Annotated in this window: 22 protein-coding genes; 10 read left to right on the forward strand and 12 right to left on the reverse strand. The window is 61.9% G+C overall.

Annotation, left to right across the window (positions count from 1 at the left end; translation table 11 throughout):
- Positions 1–15: 15 nt before the first annotated feature.
- The 3 genes from Q8K08_RS14195 to Q8K08_RS14205 all read left to right on the forward strand — a co-directional run bounded on the left by Q8K08_RS14195 (position 16) and on the right by Q8K08_RS14205 (position 2,978).
- Positions 16–774 (forward strand): N-formylglutamate amidohydrolase, encoded by a 759-nt coding sequence (locus Q8K08_RS14195; RefSeq protein WP_305250477.1) that lies wholly within the window; start codon positions 16–18, stop codon positions 772–774.
- 47 nt (positions 775–821) lie between these two features.
- Complete coding sequence (locus Q8K08_RS14200; RefSeq protein ID WP_304798700.1) at positions 822–1,142, forward strand: DUF1244 domain-containing protein; 321 nt, start codon at positions 822–824, stop codon at positions 1,140–1,142.
- Between the two features lie 165 nt (positions 1,143–1,307).
- Positions 1,308–2,978 carry a calcium-binding protein gene (locus tag Q8K08_RS14205; RefSeq protein ID WP_305250478.1) on the forward strand — a complete coding sequence of 557 codons (1,671 nt, stop codon included), beginning with the start codon at positions 1,308–1,310 and terminating at the stop codon, positions 2,976–2,978.
- Positions 2,979–3,031: 53 nt separating this feature from the next.
- On the opposite strand, the gene Q8K08_RS14210 is transcribed toward Q8K08_RS14205, so the two are convergent.
- Genes Q8K08_RS14210 through Q8K08_RS14220 form a run of 3 tightly spaced genes read right to left on the reverse strand, consistent with a single transcriptional unit; the run spans position 3,032 to position 5,528 of the window.
- Positions 3,032–3,892 (reverse strand): D-amino-acid transaminase, encoded by an 861-nt coding sequence (locus tag Q8K08_RS14210; protein WP_304802105.1) that lies wholly within the window; start codon positions 3,890–3,892, stop codon positions 3,032–3,034.
- A gap of 4 nt (positions 3,893–3,896) precedes the next feature.
- Complete coding sequence (dgcA, locus tag Q8K08_RS14215) at positions 3,897–4,859, reverse strand: N-acetyl-D-Glu racemase DgcA (RefSeq protein ID WP_305250479.1); 963 nt, start codon at positions 4,857–4,859, stop codon at positions 3,897–3,899.
- Positions 4,860–5,528, reverse strand: a complete 669-nt coding sequence (locus tag Q8K08_RS14220; protein WP_305250480.1) for an isoprenylcysteine carboxylmethyltransferase family protein — start codon at positions 5,526–5,528, stop codon at positions 4,860–4,862.
- Between the two features lie 142 nt (positions 5,529–5,670).
- Between Q8K08_RS14220 and Q8K08_RS14225 the strand changes: the two genes are divergently transcribed.
- Positions 5,671–6,627: an L-malyl-CoA/beta-methylmalyl-CoA lyase gene (locus Q8K08_RS14225; protein ID WP_305250481.1), complete on the forward strand. Its 957-nt coding sequence runs from the start codon at positions 5,671–5,673 to the stop codon at positions 6,625–6,627.
- 188 nt (positions 6,628–6,815) lie between these two features.
- Here the strand turns inward: Q8K08_RS14225 and Q8K08_RS14230 are convergent, their stop codons facing one another.
- Complete coding sequence (locus Q8K08_RS14230; protein WP_305250482.1) at positions 6,816–7,721, reverse strand: hypothetical protein; 906 nt, start codon at positions 7,719–7,721, stop codon at positions 6,816–6,818.
- 116 nt (positions 7,722–7,837) lie between these two features.
- On the opposite strand from Q8K08_RS14230, the gene Q8K08_RS14235 reads away from it, so the two are divergent.
- Both Q8K08_RS14235 and Q8K08_RS14240 read left to right on the forward strand, forming a co-directional pair.
- The gene (locus Q8K08_RS14235; protein WP_305250483.1) at positions 7,838–8,797 is read left to right on the forward strand and encodes an acetyl-CoA carboxylase carboxyltransferase subunit alpha; all 960 of its coding nucleotides are present in this window, start codon (positions 7,838–7,840) and stop codon (positions 8,795–8,797) included.
- A gap of 145 nt (positions 8,798–8,942) precedes the next feature.
- Positions 8,943–9,071 carry a multidrug efflux SMR transporter gene (locus tag Q8K08_RS14240; RefSeq protein WP_305250485.1) on the forward strand — a complete coding sequence of 43 codons (129 nt, stop codon included), beginning with the start codon at positions 8,943–8,945 and terminating at the stop codon, positions 9,069–9,071.
- A gap of 83 nt (positions 9,072–9,154) precedes the next feature.
- Here the strand turns inward: Q8K08_RS14240 and Q8K08_RS14245 are convergent, their stop codons facing one another.
- The 4 genes from Q8K08_RS14245 to Q8K08_RS14260 are packed head-to-tail and all read right to left on the reverse strand — an operon-like array spanning position 9,155 to position 12,055.
- A complete protein-coding gene (locus tag Q8K08_RS14245) occupies positions 9,155–9,760 on the reverse strand; it encodes a pyridoxamine 5'-phosphate oxidase family protein (RefSeq protein WP_305250486.1) in 606 nt (201 codons plus the stop codon).
- Positions 9,757–10,491: a 1-acyl-sn-glycerol-3-phosphate acyltransferase gene (locus Q8K08_RS14250; protein WP_305250487.1), complete on the reverse strand. Its 735-nt coding sequence runs from the start codon at positions 10,489–10,491 to the stop codon at positions 9,757–9,759. Before Q8K08_RS14250 ends, Q8K08_RS14245 begins: the two co-directional genes overlap by 4 nt.
- Positions 10,491–11,387 carry a cell division protein FtsX gene (locus Q8K08_RS14255; protein WP_370654158.1) on the reverse strand — a complete coding sequence of 299 codons (897 nt, stop codon included), beginning with the start codon at positions 11,385–11,387 and terminating at the stop codon, positions 10,491–10,493. The genes Q8K08_RS14250 and Q8K08_RS14255 overlap by 1 nt, the downstream gene beginning before the upstream one ends.
- Positions 11,384–12,055 (reverse strand): cell division ATP-binding protein FtsE, encoded by a 672-nt coding sequence (locus Q8K08_RS14260; RefSeq protein WP_304802295.1) that lies wholly within the window; start codon positions 12,053–12,055, stop codon positions 11,384–11,386. The genes Q8K08_RS14255 and Q8K08_RS14260 overlap by 4 nt, the downstream gene beginning before the upstream one ends.
- A gap of 175 nt (positions 12,056–12,230) precedes the next feature.
- On the opposite strand from Q8K08_RS14260, the gene Q8K08_RS14265 reads away from it, so the two are divergent.
- The gene (locus Q8K08_RS14265; RefSeq protein ID WP_305250489.1) at positions 12,231–13,079 is read left to right on the forward strand and encodes a zinc-ribbon domain-containing protein; all 849 of its coding nucleotides are present in this window, start codon (positions 12,231–12,233) and stop codon (positions 13,077–13,079) included.
- 79 nt (positions 13,080–13,158) lie between these two features.
- Positions 13,159–15,162, forward strand: coding sequence for an NADPH-dependent 2,4-dienoyl-CoA reductase (locus Q8K08_RS14270; RefSeq protein WP_305250490.1), 2,004 nt, complete (start codon positions 13,159–13,161; stop codon positions 15,160–15,162).
- Here Q8K08_RS14270 and Q8K08_RS14275 read toward each other — a convergent pair.
- The 4 genes from Q8K08_RS14275 to hisS form a co-directional block, all read right to left on the reverse strand.
- The gene (locus Q8K08_RS14275; RefSeq protein ID WP_304801203.1) at positions 15,159–15,512 is read right to left on the reverse strand and encodes a hypothetical protein; all 354 of its coding nucleotides are present in this window, start codon (positions 15,510–15,512) and stop codon (positions 15,159–15,161) included. The genes Q8K08_RS14270 and Q8K08_RS14275 overlap by 4 nt on opposite strands.
- Before the next feature lie 65 nt (positions 15,513–15,577).
- Complete coding sequence (hisG, locus tag Q8K08_RS14280; protein ID WP_305250491.1) at positions 15,578–16,282, reverse strand: ATP phosphoribosyltransferase; 705 nt, start codon at positions 16,280–16,282, stop codon at positions 15,578–15,580.
- Entirely contained in the window at positions 16,279–17,403 is a 1,125-nt protein-coding gene (locus Q8K08_RS14285; protein ID WP_304801199.1) for an ATP phosphoribosyltransferase regulatory subunit, read from the reverse strand. Before Q8K08_RS14285 ends, hisG begins: the two co-directional genes overlap by 4 nt.
- Positions 17,403–19,055 (reverse strand): histidine--tRNA ligase, encoded by a 1,653-nt coding sequence (hisS, locus tag Q8K08_RS14290; protein WP_305250492.1) that lies wholly within the window; start codon positions 19,053–19,055, stop codon positions 17,403–17,405. Before hisS ends, Q8K08_RS14285 begins: the two co-directional genes overlap by 1 nt.
- Here hisS and Q8K08_RS14295 point away from each other — a divergent pair.
- Together Q8K08_RS14295 and Q8K08_RS14300 are read left to right on the forward strand one after the other, a co-directional pair.
- On the forward strand, positions 19,054–19,332 hold the full coding sequence (locus Q8K08_RS14295) for a SlyX family protein (protein WP_322573543.1): 279 nt from the start codon (positions 19,054–19,056) through the stop codon (positions 19,330–19,332). The genes hisS and Q8K08_RS14295 overlap by 2 nt on opposite strands.
- Positions 19,329–20,390: an AbrB family transcriptional regulator gene (locus Q8K08_RS14300; protein ID WP_304800330.1), complete on the forward strand. Its 1,062-nt coding sequence runs from the start codon at positions 19,329–19,331 to the stop codon at positions 20,388–20,390. The genes Q8K08_RS14295 and Q8K08_RS14300 overlap by 4 nt, the downstream gene beginning before the upstream one ends.
- Positions 20,391–20,394 lie beyond the last annotated feature (4 nt).

Raw genomic sequence — 20,394 nt, forward strand, 5'->3', positions numbered from 1 at the left:
CGGGGTAAAGAAAGCATGACAGTAATTCGCCCGGAAATCAGGCATGAGGCCTTTGAAGTCCTTGGTGCGGGACGTTCCGGGCCTTGGCTGGTGACCTGTGATCACGCGACAAACCGGGTGCCGGACTGGTTGGGTGGCACGCTGGGGATCGCCGCCGAGGATATGGCGCGGCATATTGCCTACGACGTGGGCGCGCGGGGCCTAGCGATTGCGCTTGGTGCGGCGCTGGACAGTCCGGTAATCTGCTCAGACTTCAGCCGGTTGGTGATCGACCCGAACCGTGGCGAGGATGACCCGACGCTGGTGATGAAGCTGTATGATGGCACCATCATTCCCGCCAATCGCCATGTTGGTGCGGCAGAGGCAGAGGAGCGGTTGCACAGACTCTACCGACCCTATCACGATGCCTATGCGCAGATTGCCGAGGGGCGGGCCATTCTGGCGATCCATTCTTTTACGCCGTGCCTCAAGGGGCGTGCGCCCCGGCCCTGGCATATCGGCGTGTTGCATAGCCCTGAAGATGAGCGGCTGTCGCTGGCGGTGATTTCTGGGTTGCAGGCGGTGCCTGAGTGGTGCGTGGGCGACAACGAGCCATATTCCGGGCATCTGCCGGGCGATGCGATCGACCGGCATGCCTTGCAGTCGGGGCGACACAACACGCTGATCGAATTGCGCAATGATCTGATCGCCACTGAGGCGGACCAGACAGAATGGGCGCAGAGATTGGCCCCTATTCTGTCTGCGGCGCTGAACCAGGTGGTGAGGGCGGGGTGACAGTGCCCGATGTCTGCGGCACTGTCTTTCAAGAGGAGACGCATAGCATGGACGACACCACACGTATCGAACTGGAAGCTGCTGCCTTTCGCGCGCTGATGCACCATTTGCTGGAAAAGCGGCCCGATGTGCAGAACATCGACCTGATGAATATGGCCGGGTTTTGCCGTAACTGCCTGAGCCGTTGGTATCAGGAAGCGGCGAACGCGCGAGGTATCGAAATGGACAAGGCCACCGCGCGCGAGATTGTCTATGGAATGCCTTATGACCAATGGGTTGCCGCGAATCAGACAGAGGCAGATGCGGCAAAACAAGCTGCATTTTCCGTAGCATTCGCGAAGAATGTCGGATTCTCAACCGAGGGGTGAGCAGAATTGTTTCTGTTCTCGAATTGGTCGTTCAATTCTTGCATGCCGAGCGGTAAGTTTTGTCGATTTCGGCAACAATAGGGCAAAGGTTTGACAGGAATAAGATTTTGCCATCCCATCCGAGAGAAATAGAGTCTTTCGAGTGTTCTTAAGGGGTGTGCTGTTATGGAATTGCTTTTGCTTTTTCCTGTTTTGTTGCTTGCGGGTCTTCTGATCGGGGGAGGCGGCTCGGGCGGGGGCGATGCTCCCGATCCGGCAGATGACGCGACCGAAGGTGATGACACGATTTCGGGCACCAACCGGGCCGATATGATTGACGGTCTTGGCGGCGATGATCTTCTTAGCGGATTGCGCGGCAGTGATACGCTGCGTGGGTCTGAAGGCGATGACAGTCTTTTTGGCAATGGCGGCGCGGATTTGCTTGATGGCGGGGCGGGCGATGACCTGCTTTTGGGTGGGGCCGGAGCAGATACGCTGCTGGGCGGCGACGGGCTGGACCGCATTTTTGGCGGTGGCGGCGACGATCTGGCGCGCGGTGGAGCGGGTGCCGATGCTTTGTCGGGTGGCGATGGCGATGACTCATTGTTTGGCGATGGCGGCAATGACACGCTGCTAGGCGGTGGCGGTTCTGACAGCCTGTTTGGCGGCGCAGGCGATGACCGACTGGACGGTGGCTTGGGTTCAGACAGCCTTTGGGGTGGCGCGGGCAATGACACGCTTTTAGGTGGCTTTGGCGATGATGCCCTGTTCGGAGGCGAGGGTAGCAACCGGCTGGAAGGTGGCGATGGGGCCGATACCATCGCGTCGGTGTCTGGCGCCGATACGGTCTTTGGTGGCAACGGCAACGACCTAGTGTCTTTCGAGGGCACTTCGGGCATTGGCTTTGCCAATCTGGGCAATGGCAGCGACACCTTGATTGGGGCCGCAACCGATATCGTGATTTCGGCTGACGGTGGGTCTGGCGATGACGTGTTGGTCACAGGCGGCGGCGCTGACACGCTGTTCGGTGGGGGCGACAACGATTATATCTTCTCGGGTGGCGGCAACGATCAGGTTTACGGCGGGCTTGGCAATGACACGCTGAACGGCGGGCTTGGTGATGACCTGCTGGACGGCGGGCCGGGGGATGATCTGTTCATCCTTGGCACCAATGGCGAGCGTGATCCTGAGTTGCTTGAGATGGGCTTGCACATCGGGTCCGACACGATTGTCGGCAACGCGGGCGACGACAGGCTGGAGGTGCGCGGCATGGGCGCAAATGTGGTCGCGTTCATGGGCGATGGCAACGACAGCTATGATGGCTTTGTCACGGCGGCCTCGGTGGCCGCGCATGGCAGCGTGACTGTCTACGGCGGCAATGGCAACGACACCTTGTTGTCCGGTGGCAGCGCTGACCAGTTGTTTGGCGGCGATGGCGATGATGTGCTGAGCGGTGATGAGGGATCCTTCATATCGGACGGCGTACGATTTGACGTCAGCGGGCCGGATTCACTTTATGGTGGCAACGGCAACGACCGGTTGTTCCTGAGGGATGGCGATATCGGCACAGGCGGCGCTGGGGCTGATACCTTTGTCGTTGATTACTATGACACCGTCAGCGAGGGCGGTGAGGTGATCCTTCCATGGGATAATGTCGCGGTCCGGATCACGGATTTCACCCCCGGCGTCGACAGGATCGAGATTGCCCTTTTGGGAACACCTGCGGATTCTTCGCCCGAACTGTTCGCGGTGGATGGTGGCACGATGATCCGTTTTGGGTCGGATGATGTGGTGTTTCTGGCGGGGGTTGCGCCCTCGGCCATTCCGACCGGAGATATCGTGATATTTCCAACCTGAGCAAAAAGGCGGGCCAAGGCCCGCCTTTTTTCATCCGTTGTGGGGGCTGCCGGTTACACGGCGGCTTTGCGCATTTCGTCCAGATACAGCTCGCGCAAGCGGGTGGCGACGGGGCCGGGTTTGCCGGTGCCGACGGGTTTGCCGTCGATTTCCACCACTGGCATGACAAATATGGATGCGGCGGTCGAAAACGCCTCATCCGCGCCTTGTGCTTCCTCAATCGTGAAGGGGCGTTCTTCCACCTCGAACTGCGCCTCGGCGGCAAAGCGCAACACGGCCACACGGGTGATGCCGTGCAGGATGTCGGTGGAGAGCTGACGGGTGATGATGCGGTTGCCCTTGACGATATAGGCGTTGTTTGAGGTGCCTTCGGTCACGGCACCGTCTTCGACAAACCAGCTGTCATCGACCCCGGCTTTTTTCGCCATCATCTTGCCCATGGACGGATACAGAAGTTGCACCGTCTTGATATCGCGCCGGTCCCACCGCAGATCGGGGATCGAGATGACCTTGAAGCCGGTTTTGGCGGCGGGTGCGTCGGCAAGGTTCGGGATATCTTGGGTGAAGGCCACGATGGTCGGTGGCAGATCAGCGGGCGGGAACACAAAGCTGCGGTCGCCGGGGTTGCCGCGCGTGACTTGCAGATAGATCATCCCCTGATCGATGTTGTTCAATGCCACCAGTTCGCGGTGCATGGTGATCAGGTCTTCATCTGAACAGGGCGCGGCCATATCCAGTTCACCAAGGCTGCGGTGCAGGCGTTTGATATGGCCGTCAAAGTCGATCAACTTGCCATCCAGCACCGACGTGACCTCATAAACGCCATCGGCCATCAGAAAGCCCCGGTCAAAGATCGAAACGGTGGCTTCGTGTTCTGGCAGGTAGTGGCCGTTGACATAAACGGTGCGGGTCATGGTGTTATCCCCATAGGGCCGGATTTGGCGGGTGAATGCCGTGCTCATTGAACAACAGCGGGTTATCGCGGTCTTGGGCCAGCAAAAGCGGTCCGTCAAGGTCTGTGAAGGCCACACCTTGTGCAAGGAGGGTGGCGGGGGCCATCGCAAGGCTACTGCCGACCATGCAGCCAACCATGATGCCAAAGCCCATCTGCTGAGCTTGGGCTTTCAACGCGAGCGCTTCGGTAAAGCCGCCCGATTTGTCGAGTTTGATGTTCACCACGTCATACTTGCCGATCAGTGCGGGCAGGCTGGCGCGGTCATGGCAGGATTCGTCAGCGCAGACCGGCAGGGGGCGGGCCATTTCGGCCAGCATGGCATCTGCCCCGGCGGGCAGAGGTTGTTCGACCAGCGCCACGCCCATGGCGACCAAGCGGGGGGCAAGGTCGGCGTAGACCTCGGGCGTCCAGCCTTCATTGGCGTCGATGATCAGGGTGGATTTTGGCGCACCTTTACGGACAGCCTCGAGCCTTGGCATGTCATCAGGCGTGCCGAGTTTGATTTTCAGCACGGGTCTGTGGGCGTTTTGGACAGCTTGTGCTCGCATGGCGGCAGGCGTGTCGAGCGACAGGGTAAAGGCGGTGATTACCGGGCCCGGGGCGGGAAGGCTGAGCAGATCCCACACCCTGACGCCCTTGGCCTTTGCCTCCAGATCCCACAGCGCGCAGTCAAGCGCGTTGCGGGCGGCACCGGGTTGCATGTCGCGGGCAAGGGTCTGCCGCGTGACCCACGGGGCGGCGGCGGCAATCTGGGCCATGACGTCCGTGACGGTTTCACCGTAGCGGGCATAGGGCACAGCCTCACCGCGCCCTTGGTGTCCGTTGCGGGTGATCGTGGCGGTGACCACCTGTGCGGTGGTTTTGTACCCGCGTGAGATGGTGAAGGTGCGGGCAAGGGGGAAGCTGTCGGCGGTGACGGTGATCATTCAGAACAACGGAAATGTCGGGATCAGCCCGTAATCTTTCAGCATCTCAGATGCTTCTGCCAGTGGGATCAATGCCAGAAACACCAACGCATCCTGTAGGTTAACCCTCAGGGTGCGAACATTGAAGGTCACTTCGCCCTCGGTTCGGAACAGTGAGGGTTGCGGAATGATCCGGGGCACGCGGGCGGCATAGGCATCATAGGCGGGGCCGAATTCGGCCCGCAAAAACGCCTCTTCCTTGGATGCGGTGATCGACAGGATGGTGAAGAACAGGGCGGTCATGGCCACAGTCAGCACGATTGACCCCAGCATCATGCCAAAGCCCGCCACGCCGATGGTGGAAAACAGATACAAAGGGTGGCGCATCATTGAATAGGGGCCATCCTGCATCACCATCGCGTTCTTGCGTGCGCCAATATACAGCACTGCCCAGAACCGGCCCAGCACGGCCAGGATGATCAAGGCGATACCGGTGACCTCCATCAGTTCAAAAATCCAGTGCTGATCCATCCAGACAGATTTGGAAAAGAGTATCAGCGGCAGGGTGCCCAGAAAGGCAATGCGCAAGGCGGCGATGCGCAGCTTCTGATTGACCGGTGCATGTGTAGCGGTGGCGGTGGACATGGCGTGCATTCCTGTTGCGTGGCTGGCGCGAAATGGCGCCCGCATCCGGGGGACTGTCAAGAGCAGCAAAGTGGCATGGGACAAAGCGTGCCGAATGCTGCATCTGCAAACAAGGGATTGCGAGCGCGAGCGCAATAATCTATCGCTGCGGTGCAGAGTCATGAAATTAACTTACCTGAGGCCCCTGATGAGCTTTCGCATCCAGCCCACTCCGCCCGCACGTCCAAACCGCTGCCAGTTGTTCGGCCCCGGTTCGCGCCCGGCCTTGTTCGAGAAGATGGCGGCGAGTGCGGCGGATGTGATCAACCTCGATCTGGAGGATTCGGTCGCCCCCAGTGACAAGGATGCTGCGCGGGCCAATATCATTGCGGCGATCAACACCGTGGACTGGGGCACGAAAACCCTGTCGGTGCGGATCAATGGCCTCGACACGCCATTCTGGTATCGCGATGTGGTGGACCTTTTGGAACAGGCCGGCGATCGGTTGGACCAGATCATGATTCCCAAGGTTGGCTGCGCGGCGGATGTTTACGCGGTTGATGCGCTGGTAACAGCAATTGAACGCGCCAAGGGGCGCACAAAGCCGATCAGCTTTGAGGTGATCATCGAAAGTGCCGCCGGGATTGCGCATGTTGAAGAGATCGCGGCGTCTTCCCCGCGCTTGCAGGCGATGAGCCTTGGGGCGGCGGATTTTGCGGCCAGCATGGGGATGCAGACCACTGGCATTGGTGGCACGCAGGAAAACTATTACATGCTGCGCGAAGGGGTTAAGCACTGGTCGGACCCATGGCATTGGGCGCAGGCGGCGATTGTGGCGGCCTGCCGCACGCATGGCATTCTGCCAGTAGACGGGCCGTTTGGCGACTTCTCTGACGACGAGGGCTTTCGCGCTCAGGCGTGGCGGTCGGCCACGCTGGGGATGGTGGGCAAATGGGCGATCCACCCCAAGCAGGTGGCGCTGGCCAATGAAGTGTTCACCCCATCCGAGGCGGCAGTGACCGAAGCGCGCGAAATTCTGGCCGCGATGGAGGCCGCGAAGGCGCGCGGAGAGGGGGCGACCGTGTACAAGGGCCGTCTGGTGGACATTGCCAGCATCAAGCAGGCCGAGGTTGTAGTGCGACAGGCGGAAATGATCGCCCGTTGACGCTGCGTCACATCGGAATCGTTGACAAGCTGTCACACAGTGGTCAAAGGTCAGTGAACAGTGCCTGAAATACGGGCGCTTTGAAAAGAATACCCGCGCCACGCATCAGGGGAGAGGAGGCCCCGCGTGGCAACTGGGGAGGATGCACGCCCCGAACCAGCGGTTCGGGGCGCTGCTGTTTCCGGGACCTAGGGATGCAGCTTTGCGTCTTTCAACACACTCAACACACGGCGCATCATCCGGGCCGCTTCGAGAAATGCGCCTGGCACCGGCTCGATTGCCTGCCAATGAAATACATTGTCCGATATACGCACATACATCAGCCGATAGGTCAGGCCGGTGTTCGCGTCTTCAATCAAAAGCATGCAGGACGAAAAAGTCACCCTTTCGGGCCGGATGCAGTCTACGGCATAGCGAAAGCCGTCAGCGTCGGGATTGGCTGTCCGCGCAATCATGCGGTCGGAGGCTTTGAACGGCGGCTCACGTCTGTCAGTCGCGAGCGCGGTGGTCATCTGGCCTGCCGGCTGGGAGGGATGTGGCCGTGCCAGGTCTTTCGCACCTGCCATGCTGTCCCAGTCGGGGCGATGGGTGAAGAAGTGCATCTGGCCGATGTTGTTCTGTTCTTGCATCGCATGAACCACGCGCAGATCGCGGCGGGCGGGCGTTGCCGATGAATTTTTGCTTGAATAGAAACTCACAGACATCGCGGCAAAGGGGGGTTGGCCCAACTCGGCTGGGATGCAAAAGAAATGCGGCGCTGCGGGCTGTGCGCGCAGCCCGGTTTCGTTGGAGATATAGGTGGGCGACATGTCCGCAATCAGCCTGAGGCGCGCGGCTCCGTTGGCGGGAACGGTCAAAAGGTAATTGCCCAAACTGACCTGCGCCATCGCATAACGCTGGCAATTGGCCAGCCGTGCGACCTCGGCAGCGTCTCGCGCGGCTTGCTGGGCGGGAACGACCAGTTTGCAGTGACCCAACGCCAAGATCGGCACGCCGAGAACCGTCAGCACAGCCAGCAGCCGCACCGTCCGGCCAAAGGTGGCAAGCGTGTCTTGCCACAGGGGCCGGGCGGGTTTGGGCGGACGGCGGAACATGTCGGGGACGCTGACTTTTCAATCTGGCAAGATCAAGGCGAGCAGAAAGCTGCCGGGCTTGGTTGCAAAATCGGGGCCTGCGGGTCATATATCGGCAGCCCTGTCTGGAGTTCGCGATGAATTATCTTGAGTTCGAAAAACCCCTCGCCGAAATCGAAGGCAAGGCCGAAGAGTTGCGCGCGATGGCGCGTGGCAATCCGGGGATGGATATTGCCAAGGAAGCCGAGGCGCTGGACAAGAAGGCCGAGGTGATGCTGCGCGATCTCTACCGGGATCTGACGCCGTGGCGCAAATGTCAGGTGGCACGCCACCCCGAACGCCCGCATTGCAAAGATTATATTGAGGCGTTGTTCAGCGAGTACACCCCGCTTGCAGGTGACCGGAACTTTGCCGACGATCACGCGGTAATGGGCGGGCTGGCGCGGTTCAATGATCAGCCGGTGATGGTGATCGGCCATGAAAAGGGCAATGACACCAAATCCCGGATCGAGCGGAATTTTGGCATGGCGCGGCCCGAAGGCTACCGCAAGGCCATTCGACTCATGGATATGGCCGACCGGTTCCGTCTTCCGGTGATCACCCTCGTAGATACGCCCGGCGCCTATCCCGGCAAAGGTGCCGAGGAACGCGGACAGGCCGAAGCAATTGCGCGCAGCACGCAAAAGTGCCTTGAGATCGGCGTGCCGCTGATCTCGGTCGTAATTGGTGAAGGCGGGTCGGGTGGTGCTGTGGCATTTGCCACCGCGAACCGGGTCGCGATGCTGGAGCACAGTGTCTATTCGGTGATCTCACCCGAGGGTTGCGCCAGCATTCTGTGGAAGGACGCCGAAAAAATGCGCGAAGCCGCCGAGGCGTTGCGTCTGACTGCGCAGGATCTGCAAAAGCTGGGTGTGATTGACCGCATCATCAAGGAACCCACGGGCGGTGCGCAACGTGGGCGGCGCGATACCATTGAAGCGGTGGGTAAAGGGATTGAGGCGATGTTGAAAGAGTTGTCGGGCAAAAAGCCCGAAGCGCTGATCAAGGATCGCCGGTCGAAGTTCATTGAGATGGGATCAAAAGGACTGGCGGCATGATCATATTGGCGTTGGTGCTGCCGGCTAGGATTCTGGAGACCGGCTGGGCTATCGTTTGAAGTATTCTGGTTGCTTTACCCAGGCAATGCCGAGGGGGCTGACCATTATCGATTGACTGGCCAGTTTCTGGCTGTTGTCGATGGCGATGAAGGAATTGCCTGTGGGCACCGCCTATGCGGTCTGGGTGGGGAATGGTACGCTTGGCACTGCGATTCTGGCGGTGATGCTGCTTGGCGAGCCGATCAATCTGGTGCGGGTGTTGGGATACTGCTGATCCTTGCCGGGATCATTGCGCAAAAGCTGACATGATTGATGCATTGGGGTCGGCAACGGCCAAAAACAGCTTTGGTTCGGTCGCTACCACATGGTTTGTGCTGCGCGCGCAGGCCATGCTTCATCATAGGTGGTACCGTCCACATCGCCATTGGTAATGTCGCGCAGCATGTCGCCTACGGTAGGCAGGCCCGCCGACTGATCGCCCGACGTCCACAGCGCCGAGCGGATCAGGGCGCGGGCGCATTGGGAATAAACCTCGGATATCGCAATGACGATGACTGTGCGTGGCTGTTTGCCGTCGCGCGCGAACCGTGCACACAATCCGGGGTCGGCGGTGACAATGGCGGTGCCGTTGACGCGCATGGCGTTGTGGCTACCTGCCACAAGAAACACCAAACTTACGCGCCCGTCACGGACAATATTGCGAAGGCTGTCGATGCGTTCGTTGCCTTGCCAGTCGGGCAGGGCGAGTGTGCTGTCATCCAACACGGTCACGACCGGGCCATTATCCCCACGCGGGCTGCCATCGGTGCCTTCTGGCCCGACTGTGGAAAGGATGCAAAAGCGGGCGCGTTCGATCCATGTGCGGTACGTTGCGGTCAGGCGCGGAGCTACTTTGCGGGTCGCCGCCGCGCCGGGGTTGCCATACATCGCGTGCAATGCCCCAAGATCGGTGATTGCGGTCATGGCCGGGCCTTTGTGAACCCAGCCTCGACCAGCAATGCGTTGGAGGTGGTCTCGATGTCATGCTCCAGCCGTTTCATGAACTCCCCCACTGGCAGACCGGGCTCGATGCGCGGCAGGAAGTCGACGACACAGGTGCCGGGTTTGCGCAAAATGCCGCGCTTTGGCCAGAACACACCGATGTTGGTTGCAACCGGCACGCAGGGCTGGCCGAGTTGCTCATAGAGCAGGCCCGAGCCAACCTTGTAGGGCTTGATCATGCCGGGTGCGACGCGGGTGCCTTGGGGATAGATCACCAGCTGTCCGGGGTCGGCGGCAGACCTTGCAACATCGGCCTTCATCTTGGCAATTGCAGCACCGCGTTTGCCGCGATCGACAAAGACGCAGCCGATGCGCATGGCATATTGACCTAGAAACGGGGCGTAGATCAGTTCACGCTTCATGATGAACTTGCCACGCGGGATGGCATTGAAGATCACCAGAATGTCGAAAAAGCTTTGGTGTTTGGCGGCGACGACCACTTCATCCGTGGGGGGCGTGCCGCGCACTTCGACTTTTAGCCCCAGCATGATCCGGGCGGTAAAGATCACCCAGCGACAATAGCTGTGGCAGGCCGCAAATGCGCCTTCGCGCGAAAAAAGCGCCCAAGGGGCGAAAACCACGGCCAGAATGAACATGGCCAGATACATCTGGACGTTGAACAAAAACGAAAGAATCCAGCGGACGGCAAGCATCAGGTCAGCCCTTTCAGGGTGCGGAAGGCAGCGTAGCGCGTGGCGGCAAACGCCACCAGTGCCGTAAGCGGTGGTAGCAAAACGGGCAAGAGCCAGCCCAGCCCCTGAAAGCCAAGCCCGGTCAGAAAGGCCCCTGCCTCATCCGCGCGCGGCAACAGCGCGACGCCGATCATGGCGATCAGGGTGCCAATGCCGGCCCCGGTCAGCGCGCGCAAGGTGAAGCGGCGGACAAACGCGCGCACGATGTAGGCGTCCTTGGCCCCGACCAGCCGCAAGACACGGATGACAGGCAGGTTGGCTGACAACGCCGCGTTGGCGGCCAGCGTGATCATCGCAGCCGTTGCCCCGGCGATCAGCAGCAAAGACAGCCCGCCCAGAAGACGCAGGCGTTCAGCGGCTTGCGCCATGGGTCTGCGCCAGCGCGTGTGGTCATCCAGCACCGCGCCGGGGGCCTCGGCCGACAGGCGCAGGCGTAGGCCCTGACTGTCATAGCCTGGTGAAGCCTCTGTCATCTCGATCAGGCGGGGCAGCGGCAAAGCATCGACGGGAAGGTCGGGGCCGAACCACGGCTCCAGCAGCGCACGCTGTTCAGCGGTGTCAAGCGCGCGGGCAGAGGCAACACCGGGTGTGGTAGAGAGCAGCGCAAGCACGGTCGCAACCTGCGTATCCAGTTGTTCGGGCGGGGCAGAAATACGGATGGTGGCGGTGCCCGCAAGCGCACTTGCCCAGCGTTCGGCCAGTCGGCCCGAGGCAAGCGACAGGGCAAGCGCAAACACCGCCAGAAAGGCCATGGCGCCTGCGGTGAATGACGTCAACTGTGCGGTGAAGCCCGAAGGCGGCACCACGCGATCGGCCTGACGGTCGGGAGCAAGCAGGGCAGGAAGGGTCAGTTTCACAGATCGGCCCCCGCAAGTTGTATCCGGCGGTTCTGAATGCGCAGCACCCGCGCGGCAAGCTGTGATTTCGCCTGCCGGATCAGGTTCATATCATGCGTCGCAACAAGGATCGTCTTGCCCATCCGGCTGAGTTCAACCAGCAGGGTCAGCAGCCGCAGCGACATTTCCCAATCAAGATTACCCGTTGGTTCGTCCGCAAGGATCACATCCGGGCTCATGATGATGGCGCGGGCAAGGGCGGCGCGCTGGCGTTCCCCACCCGACAATGACGGTGGCAGCGCATCGGCAAGTTTGCCAAGCCCGACCCAATCCAGAAGCGCGGTCAGATCTTGCGCATCGCCGGTGCGGTTGGCGACGGTAAGCGGCAGTGTGACATTGGTAGCCAGCGGCAAATGGTCCAGAAACTGGCAATCCTGATGCACCACGCCGATGCGGCGGCGGCTCATGGCGACATCATCGCGTGTCATCATGCGCGCGTCACGATCAAAGATCGAAACCCGCCCGGCTGTGGGGCGCAGTTCGGCATAGGCAAGCTTCAGAAAAGTTGACTTTCCTGCCCCCGATGGCCCGGTCAAAAAGTGGAATGACCCTGGCGCAAGCCGCAAGGTGACATCGGACAGCAATTCGCCCCCGCCATAGTTGAAGCCCACATTCTCAAACGCGATCACTTGCAAGCCCCCCATGGCACGGCTGCAGAATTGCGCAAACTGCAGGCGGATACAATCGCGGCGGGGAAACGCCAGGCCCCGGCTGTTGCGAAAATGGCCACAAACTCTTGGCCTTGAGCAATATCGTTGCTACTGTCCGTTTAAAATCCGGGAGAACCGGGAAAGGGTATGCCCGATGCGCCTGATCTGTCCGAATTGTGACGCCCAGTACGAAGTTGATGCAAGCGCCATTCCCGAAGCCGGGCGCGATGTTCAGTGTTCAAATTGTGGGCATGCTTGGTTTCAGATCCGCGAAGTTTCCGCTGAAGACTTGAGCGATCATTTGTATCGTGAGCCAGAACCGGAGCAGGTGGCCGAAGTCCCGGCAGCTGTGGCCCAGACCGATGCAGAGGATGACACTGGCGAGGACGAGTACGAAGAGACAGCCCCAGCGCCTCCTCTGACCGGGCCTGCGCCGGTGCAACGTGTTCTGGACGACAGCGTGCTGGCGATATTGCGCGAGGAGGCCGAGCACGAAATGGCGGCGCGCAGGGCCGAAGCGGTAGGGGTTGAGATGCAGGGCGATCTTGGCCTGCCTCCACCGATGTCACCGGTTGTGGGGTCGGCCGCCGCTGCTGCGGCCGAGTCTGCATCCGCCCGGATGGAAACTGACAAGCGCATAGCCGCGATGCAAGGAGAGCCCGCCGGATCGCCACGCGCTGCTGCGCGCCGCGATTTATTGCCCGATATCGAAGAAATCAACTCCAGTCTGCGACCGAACGATGCTTCGGTTCACCGTGAGGCCGCGGTCGTGGTCAATGAGTCCGCAACAGGATCAGGATTTCGGTCGGGGTTTGTTCTGGTTCTGATTTTGGCGGCAATTGCGGTCGCGGTCTATGTGATGGCACCGCAAATATCGGCGCAGATACCCGGCGCTGCTGATGCGCTTGCGTCTTATGTGGCGATGATCGACTCATTGCGGTTGTGGCTGGATGGGTTGATGCGGCGCGCAACCGGTGCGCTCAATGGTCTGACTGGCAGCTAAGGGTCTGGCGTGACGCCGCGTTGCGGGTGACAAGCCCGCATGCTGCGCCCATTCTGCGGCCAAATTGCCGGAGGATACAATGACCACTTACCCCCATTTGCTTGCGCCACTTGATCTGGGCCATGTGCGATTGCGCAATCGCGTGCTGATGGGATCAATGCACACCGGGCTGGAGGAAACCGGCGACTGGGGCCGTGTTGCCGCCTTTTACGCCGCGCGGGCGGCTGGTGGAGCGGGTCTGATTGTGACCGGCGGTATGGCCCCCAATCGCGAGGGCGGCGTGTTTCCGGGCGCTGCGGGGTTGTTCACTGACACCGATATCGCCAATCACCGCCGGGTGACGGACGCCGTGCATGATGCGGGCGGGTTGATCGCCATGCAGATCCTGCACGCCGGGCGCTATGCTTACGGCAAGGAATGCGTGGCCCCTTCGCCGGTGAAATCCCCGATTTCGCCCTTTGTGCCGCGCGAACTGGACGCTGACGGCATCGAGAAGCAGATCGCAGATATTGTCATCGCCGCCGTGCGGGCGCGCGAGGCTGGCTATGACGGTGTAGAGGTGATGGGGTCTGAGGGCTATTTCCTGAACCAATTTCTGGTGCGCCACACCAACCGGCGCGAAGATGACTGGGGCGGGTCGTATGAAAACCGGATGCGTCTGCCGATAGAGGTGGTGGCCCGTGTGCGCGCGGCGGTGGGGCCGGATTTCATTCTGATTTACCGGATCAGCCTGATCGACCTGATTCCCGATGGGTCCACATGGGATGAGGTGGTTTTGTTAGCCCGGCGGATTGAGGCGGCGGGTGCCACGATGCTGAACACGGGCATCGGCTGGCATGAGGCGCGGGTGCCGACGATTGCGACATCGGTGCCGCGTGCCGCGTTCACATGGCTGACTGCGCGACTGCGCCCGCATGTAGGGATTCCGGTGATCACCTCGAACCGGATCAACACGCCCGAAGTGGGTGAGGCGGTGCTGGCGGCCGGGCAGGCCGATATGGTGTCCATGGCGCGGCCTTTCCTTGCCGATGCCGATTTTGTGGCCAAGGCGGCGGCGGGGCATGCGGATGAAATCGCGCCCTGCATCGCCTGCAATCAGGCCTGCCTTGACCACACCTTCAGCGGGAAGCTGACCAGCTGTCTGGTCAACCCGCGCGCCTGCCATGAGACAGAGCTGGTTTATGCGCCTGCGGATGTGCTCAAGCGGGTGGCGGTTGTCGGCGCTGGCCCTGCGGGGATGATGACGGCGCTGGTGGCGGCCGAACGTGGGCATAAGGTGACACTGTTTGACCGCACGGATCGGGTGGGTGGGCAGTTGCATCTGGCGGCCTCGGTGCCGGGCAAAGAGGAATTTCGCGGGTTGATCGCGTGGTTCACCACCATGCTGGAGCGGTCATCGGTGACTTTGCGGCTGGGACGGGACGCGGTGCCGGAGGTGCTGGCCGGTTTTGACGAGGTGGTGATTGCCACAGGCGTCGCCCCACGTGATCCGGGAATTGAGGGCCAAGAGCGCGCGCTGAGCTATATTGACACATTGCGTGGGGCAACCGTGGGCAAGCGGGTTGCGGTGATTGGTGCGGGTGGCATTGGCTTTGATGTGGCTGAATATCTGGTACATTCCGGTGAAAGCCCCACTGAGGACTTCGCGCTGTGGCGGCGCGAATGGGGCGTGGGTGATCCGGCAGAGGTGGCGGGTGGTCTTTCCGAGGCGCGGCCCGAAGCCCCCGCGCGTGAGGTCTGGCTGTTGCAGCGCAAGGCGGAAAAGCCGGGGCGGGGTTTGGGCAAAACCACGGGCTGGATTCATCGCGCCGCTTTGGCGGCAAAGGGCGTCAAGATGCTGGGCGGGGTGAGCTATAAGGCCATCACCGACGCGGGCTTGCTGATCGAGCGCGATGGGGTGGAGCAGCTTTTGCCAGTGGATGACGTGATCCTGTGCGCGGGGCAAGTGCCCGAGCGCGGGCTGGCCGGTGCGCTGGTGGCGGCGGGGATGACCCCGCATGTGATCGGTGGGGCCGATGTCGCAGCAGAACTTGACGCCAAGCGCGCGATTGATCAGGGCGCGCGGCTGGCGGCGCGGCTTTAGAACTTGTTGGGGTTGCCGGGCAGGATGGTGCCCGTGCCCTCATCGCCGGCTGTGCCGACCCAGACCACATTGCGGCCATTGACCCGAACGGCCCAGCAGCTGGCCGGGTTGCCATCATAGCCAAAGCACATGCGGTTGTCCCTGATTGACCATTCGCCACTGTAATCGGGGCCGCGTATTGCGCCGTCAGGGGCGTAATACTCGGTAAATCCACCCGAAGCGACCATAGACCCGCGCACGGTATTTCCAACGATGCTTGCCCGGATGGCGTCCGCCGAGGCAAGGTCTTGCGCGGCAGCGGGCAGGGGCAGCAGGGTAGCGAGACACAGCAAAATGCGGGCGGTGATCATCGGGAACCTCCTTGGCTCGCTCAAAGGTTAGCGCAAACGTGGGTGGTTTCAAAGGCCCGGAAAGGTCAGGTTTTTGGCACCGTGACGCGCAGCTTTTTTGCGAGTGCAGCGAGGATGGCGCGCCCGTCCGCTGTCCATTCGGCCTGATGCGACAGGAACAGCACAGCCTGACTGGCGTGGATATCCGCATCCGACAGGATCTTGAGGTGATTGGCGCGCAGGGTTTCGCCCGATGAGGTGATATCGGCAATTGCCTCTGCGGTCAGATTCTTGACCGTGCCTTCGGTCGCACCCTGAGAATCGACAAGCTGGTAATCGGCCACGCCATGCGTGGTCAGAAAATCGCGCACAAGGCGGTGGTATTTGGTGGCGATACGCAGACGAAAGCCGTGGGCCTTGCGGAAGGCCGCCGCGACTGCGTCCAGATCATCCAGCGTGTCCACGTCGATCCATGACACCGGGACGGCGATGATCAGATCGGCATGGCCAAAGCCAAGCGGGGCCAGTTCGGCCACTTGTGAAGGCCAGTCGGCCAGCTTTTCGCGCACAAGATCTGACCCGGTAACGCCAAGGTGGATGCGCCCGGCAGCCAGTTCGCGCGGGATCTCGCCCGCCGACAGCAGCACCAGTTCGACGCCGTCGATGCCATCGACCGCGCCGGAATACTCGCGCTCTGCCCCCGCAAGGCGCAGGGTCACGCCGCGTGCGCCGAACCAGTCAAAGGTTTTCTCCATCAACCGCCCTTTGGACGGCACGCCGATTTTGATCATGGCCCGTCTCCCAAGATCTGGTCCCCCATCAGGCGGGCCATCAGCCCGGCGCGGATCACACCGCCGACAGCGGGAATGGATTTGCCCTGACCCAGAACGGCGGTCAGCGCATCATAGCGCCCGCCGCTGGCAACGGGCGGCAGGGTGGGGTCATCGGCGTGAAAGCTGAAGACGAAGCCATCGTAATACTCAAGGCTGGTGCGGCCGTGGCTTGCCTCAAACGGCAAGGTTTCGGTGTCGATGCCATGGGCGGCCAAAGCGTCCAGACGGACGGCAAACCGGTCCACCGCCGGGATGATGGCGGGCAGCATCGGCGCGATGCCGCGCAGGTGGCTCAGTGCGGCGCGTGAGGGCGCCTCCAGCGACAGCAGGTCGTAAAGCAGCGCCGCCTCGGGCGCGTTGAGGGGGGGCGTCTGCGCGTCTTCGGTCAAGGCTTGGGCGCGGGCGGCGATTTCGGCCTCACTGCGCAGACCGGTGAAGGTGCCCGCCTGCGCGATCAGATCGGCGGGGGAACCTTTGGCTAGGCGATCCAGCAGGTGTTTACGCGCCTCTGGCAAGGGCGCGCGGCCCGAGAAACGGTCAAGCAAAGCGCGGAAACGCTGCGGCCGCCAGATGTGGCGCAACAGCGCCTGCTTGCGGCGGTCTGTGGTGGCAAGTCCGCGCACGGCGGCCATCAGAATGCCGATGTCGCCGGTGACCGGGCGCAGGGTCAGGCCATGGTCTCGAAGCACCTGTGCGATAAGAGCGAACACGCGGGCGTCAGAGTCTTCGGGCATGTCGCGGCGGAAAATCTCGATCCCGGCCTGATGATATTCTGACGGGCGGTCGCCGGCATGGGTCTGTTTGCGGAAGACCGCGCCGGAATAGGCATAGATCGCGGGGTCTGCGCCGCCCGCCATGTGCTGCTGCACGACCGGCACGGTAAAATCGGGGCGCAGCATCATTTCGCCCTGCACCGGATCAACCGTCATATAGGCGCGGGCGCGGATGTCCTCGCCGTACAGGTCGAGCAGGGTTTCGGCCGGCAACAGAATATCGGCCTCGACCAACGTGGCCCCCTGATCGGTGAACCACGCGGCGAGGCGGTCGGAAATGGCACGCTCGGCGCTGGGCTTTTGCATCAGCGGATGTCCAGCATCCGGCGCACGGCGGCCACAAGGTCGGCGCGCGGAACTTCGACCTGCGCGGGGCGGTCTTTCCATTCCTCAAGCGTGGCGTTTTGCGCGATTTGTGCGCCAAGGATCAGGTCTTTGAGGATGACAGTCCCAGATTCCGCCTCGTTCCCGCCTTGGATGATGGCGATGGGGGAGTGGCGTTTGTCGGCGTATTTCAACTGGTTGCCGAAGTTTTTCGGGTTGCCGAGGTAGCATTCGGCGCGGATGCCAGCGGCGCGCAGCTCGCCCACCATGCCCATGTAATCGGCCATGCGGTCGCGGTCCATCACGGTGACGATGACGGGGCCAGTGGTGTCGGCGCTGATGCGGCCCTTGGCGTGCAGGGCGGCGAGCAGGCGGTCGACGCCGATGGATACGCCGGTGGCGGGGACAGCTTGGCCGGTGAAGCGTTTGACAAGGTCATCATACCGCCCGCCGCCCGCGACGGAGCCGAACTGGCGCTTGCGGCCCTTTTCGTCGAGGATTTCAAAGGTGAGTTCGGCCTCATACACCGGGCCGGTGTAGTAGCCGAGGCCGCGGACGACGCCGGGGTCGATCACGATGCGGTCGGGGCCGTAGCCTTGGGATTGTACGATGTCTAGAATTTCTGCGAGTTCATCGACACCTTGGTTTCCCACAACAGAATTTCCCACTAGCTGGCCGAGAACGCTAATGACTGCGGTGTTTCTGTAGTGAGAACCAACGTTCTTGACGTCTTCGTTTGCTCCAAACAGCGCTGCTGCAAGCTTCTGCGCACTTACGGTTAGGCCATCTCTTGCCAAATCAAGATTGCTTTGTCCGTCGGCGGAACTTGCCGCGTCCCCCATTGCCACTAACTTGGAAATTTCCGCAGCACGTTCATCCGCCAAAGAGCCAGCGCGGACAAATCCCATCACAACTTCGGCCTGTTCATCAGAAAGCCCCGCTCCCTTGGTGAAGTCGCCGCTCTCATCCTTGCGCCCCTCGCCCAGAAGTGCCCGCACGCCTTCGGCACCCAGACGGTCGATCTTGTCGATGGCGCGCAGGACGATGCCGCGTTCGGCGTGCTTGTCGTCGCCGGACAGGCCCGCGACTTCCATCACGCCGTTCAGCACTTTTCGGTTGTTGACCTTGACCACATAGTCGCCACGCTCGATCCCCGCTGCCTCCAGCGCATCCGCCAGCATGGCGCAGATTTCGGCGTCGGCGGCGACGGAAGGAGCGCCCACGGTGTCGGCATCGCATTGGTAGAACTGGCGGAATCGGCCCGGGCCCGGCTTTTCGTTGCGCCAGACCGGCCCCATTGCATAGCGGCGGTAGGGGCTGGGCAGGTCGTTGCGGTATTGCGCGGCGACGCGCGCCAAGGGCGCGGTGAGGTCGTAGCGCAGGGCCAGCCAATCGGAGCCATCTTCTTGCCACGCGAACACGCCTTCATTCGGGCGGTCTACGTCTGGCAGGAATTTACCAAGAGATTCAACGGTTTCCACCGCGCTGGTTTCCAAGGGATCAAAGCCGTAGCGGTGATACACCTCGGCGATCTTGTCCAGCATGGCTTTGCGTTCGGTGACTTCGGCACCGAAGTAATCGCGAAAGCCCTTTGGGGTTTCGGCGCGGGGACGGCGGATTTTCGCGTCGGACATGGCTGTTGGCCCTTCGATCTTTGCCGGGCTTGCTGTAACGGATGGGCGGCATGGCGGCAAGCGGCACAGGTGGATGATGGATCGGTTGGACAGCATGGAAGAGCGGATGGCGCATCTGATCCGGGCGGTGGATGATTTGTCCGACGTGGTGACGGCGCAGCGCAAGGAGATTGACCGGCTGACGCGGCTGGTCGGGTTGCTGGTGGAACGTGAGGCAGACCGCGAGGCCGGTGCAGGCGACGCCCCCGCCGCCGATGTCAGGCCGCCGCATTGGTGAATTTGCGCGTCGATTACCCGGCGCTGGCGATCACGCTGGGAATTGGTGCGACGGGCGGGGTGCTTGCGGCGGGTTTGGGGCTGCCGCTGGGCTATCTGCTGGGGTCGCTCTTAGTGGTAGGGGTGACGGCGGCGATGGGCTGGCGGCCCTTTGGCCGGGGTGTCACGATGCCAATGCGGCTGCGTATGGCCTTTGTGCCAGTGATCGGGGTGGCGATTGGCGGGGCCTTTACCCCGCAGGTTGCGCGTGAGGCTTTGGGCTGGGGCGGGTCTTTGCTGGCACTTTTGGTGTTTGTGCCGGTCGCGCATGGCTTGGGCTATGCGATCTTTCGCAGGAGCGGGTTGCGCCCGGTGGATGCGTTTTTCAGCGCGCTGCCGGGCGGGTTGATTGAAAGCGTGCAACTGGGCGAAGAGGCCGGGGCGGATGTGCGGCTGCTGACCGTGCTGCAATTTTTGCGGCTGATCCTGACCATCATTGCGGTGCCGCTGATCTTTCTGGGCGTGACGGGGCATTCGGTCGGGTCGGCTGCGGGAGTGCAGATGACGGGGGCCGATGTGGCGCTGACCCTGCGCGATGTGCTGGTGCTGCTGGCCTGTGGTGGGCTGGGGGTCTGGCTGGCGCGGCTGTGCCGGATTCCGGCGTGGATCATCACCGGGCCGCTGATCCTGTCGGCGCTGGCCCATGTGATGGGCTGGGTGGAGGGTGTGCCGCCGGGCTGGCTGATCGCGCTGACGCAGGTGGTGCTGGGCACGGGTCTGGGCGCGCGCTTTGCCGGGGTAACGGGGGCGATGCTGCGCCGGGCCGGGCTGTTGGCCACGCTGAACGGTGCGGCGGTGATGGCGCTGGCGTTTGGCTTTGCGCTGGTGCTGCACGAGCTGGTGGGCCAGCCGATTTCAGCGGTGTTTCTGGCCTTTGCCCCCGGTGGGCTGGCGGAAATGAGCTTGATCGCCCTAAGCCTTAACATGAGCGCGATTTATGTGACGGTGCATCATGTGGTGCGGATTGCGATGGCGGTTTTTGCCGCACAGATCGGGGCGCGCTGGTTTCTGAAGCCCTAGGCGG

Source organism: Pseudotabrizicola sp. (assembly GCF_030684215.1).
GTDB lineage: Bacteria > Pseudomonadota > Alphaproteobacteria > Rhodobacterales > Rhodobacteraceae > Pseudotabrizicola.

Excerpts from the sequence above, each read along its gene's own strand:
- Q8K08_RS14195 (WP_305250477.1), top strand. The coding sequence starts at position 16 with ATGACAGTAATTCGCCCGGAAATCAGGCATGAGGCCTTTGAAGTCCTT.
- Q8K08_RS14200 (WP_304798700.1), top strand. The coding sequence starts at position 822 with ATGGACGACACCACACGTATCGAACTGGAAGCTGCTGCCTTTCGCGCG.
- Q8K08_RS14205 (WP_305250478.1), top strand. The coding sequence starts at position 1,308 with ATGGAATTGCTTTTGCTTTTTCCTGTTTTGTTGCTTGCGGGTCTTCTG.
- Q8K08_RS14210 (WP_304802105.1), bottom strand. The coding sequence starts at position 3,892 with ATGACCCGCACCGTTTATGTCAACGGCCACTACCTGCCAGAACACGAA.
- dgcA (WP_305250479.1), bottom strand. The coding sequence starts at position 4,859 with ATGATCACCGTCACCGCCGACAGCTTCCCCCTTGCCCGCACCTTCACC.
- Q8K08_RS14220 (WP_305250480.1), bottom strand. The coding sequence starts at position 5,528 with ATGCGGGCGCCATTTCGCGCCAGCCACGCAACAGGAATGCACGCCATG.
- Q8K08_RS14225 (WP_305250481.1), top strand. The coding sequence starts at position 5,671 with ATGAGCTTTCGCATCCAGCCCACTCCGCCCGCACGTCCAAACCGCTGC.
- Q8K08_RS14230 (WP_305250482.1), bottom strand. The coding sequence starts at position 7,721 with ATGTTCCGCCGTCCGCCCAAACCCGCCCGGCCCCTGTGGCAAGACACG.
- Q8K08_RS14235 (WP_305250483.1), top strand. The coding sequence starts at position 7,838 with ATGAATTATCTTGAGTTCGAAAAACCCCTCGCCGAAATCGAAGGCAAG.
- Q8K08_RS14240 (WP_305250485.1), top strand. The coding sequence starts at position 8,943 with ATGAAGGAATTGCCTGTGGGCACCGCCTATGCGGTCTGGGTGGGGAAT.
- Q8K08_RS14245 (WP_305250486.1), bottom strand. The coding sequence starts at position 9,760 with ATGACCGCAATCACCGATCTTGGGGCATTGCACGCGATGTATGGCAAC.
- Q8K08_RS14250 (WP_305250487.1), bottom strand. The coding sequence starts at position 10,491 with ATGCTTGCCGTCCGCTGGATTCTTTCGTTTTTGTTCAACGTCCAGATG.
- Q8K08_RS14265 (WP_305250489.1), top strand. The coding sequence starts at position 12,231 with ATGCGCCTGATCTGTCCGAATTGTGACGCCCAGTACGAAGTTGATGCA.
- Q8K08_RS14270 (WP_305250490.1), top strand. The coding sequence starts at position 13,159 with ATGACCACTTACCCCCATTTGCTTGCGCCACTTGATCTGGGCCATGTG.
- Q8K08_RS14275 (WP_304801203.1), bottom strand. The coding sequence starts at position 15,512 with ATGATCACCGCCCGCATTTTGCTGTGTCTCGCTACCCTGCTGCCCCTG.
- hisG (WP_305250491.1), bottom strand. The coding sequence starts at position 16,282 with ATGATCAAAATCGGCGTGCCGTCCAAAGGGCGGTTGATGGAGAAAACC.
- Q8K08_RS14285 (WP_304801199.1), bottom strand. The coding sequence starts at position 17,403 with ATGCAAAAGCCCAGCGCCGAGCGTGCCATTTCCGACCGCCTCGCCGCG.
- Q8K08_RS14295 (WP_322573543.1), top strand. The coding sequence starts at position 19,054 with ATGGCTGTTGGCCCTTCGATCTTTGCCGGGCTTGCTGTAACGGATGGG.
- hisS (WP_305250492.1), bottom strand. The coding sequence starts at position 19,055 with ATGTCCGACGCGAAAATCCGCCGTCCCCGCGCCGAAACCCCAAAGGGC.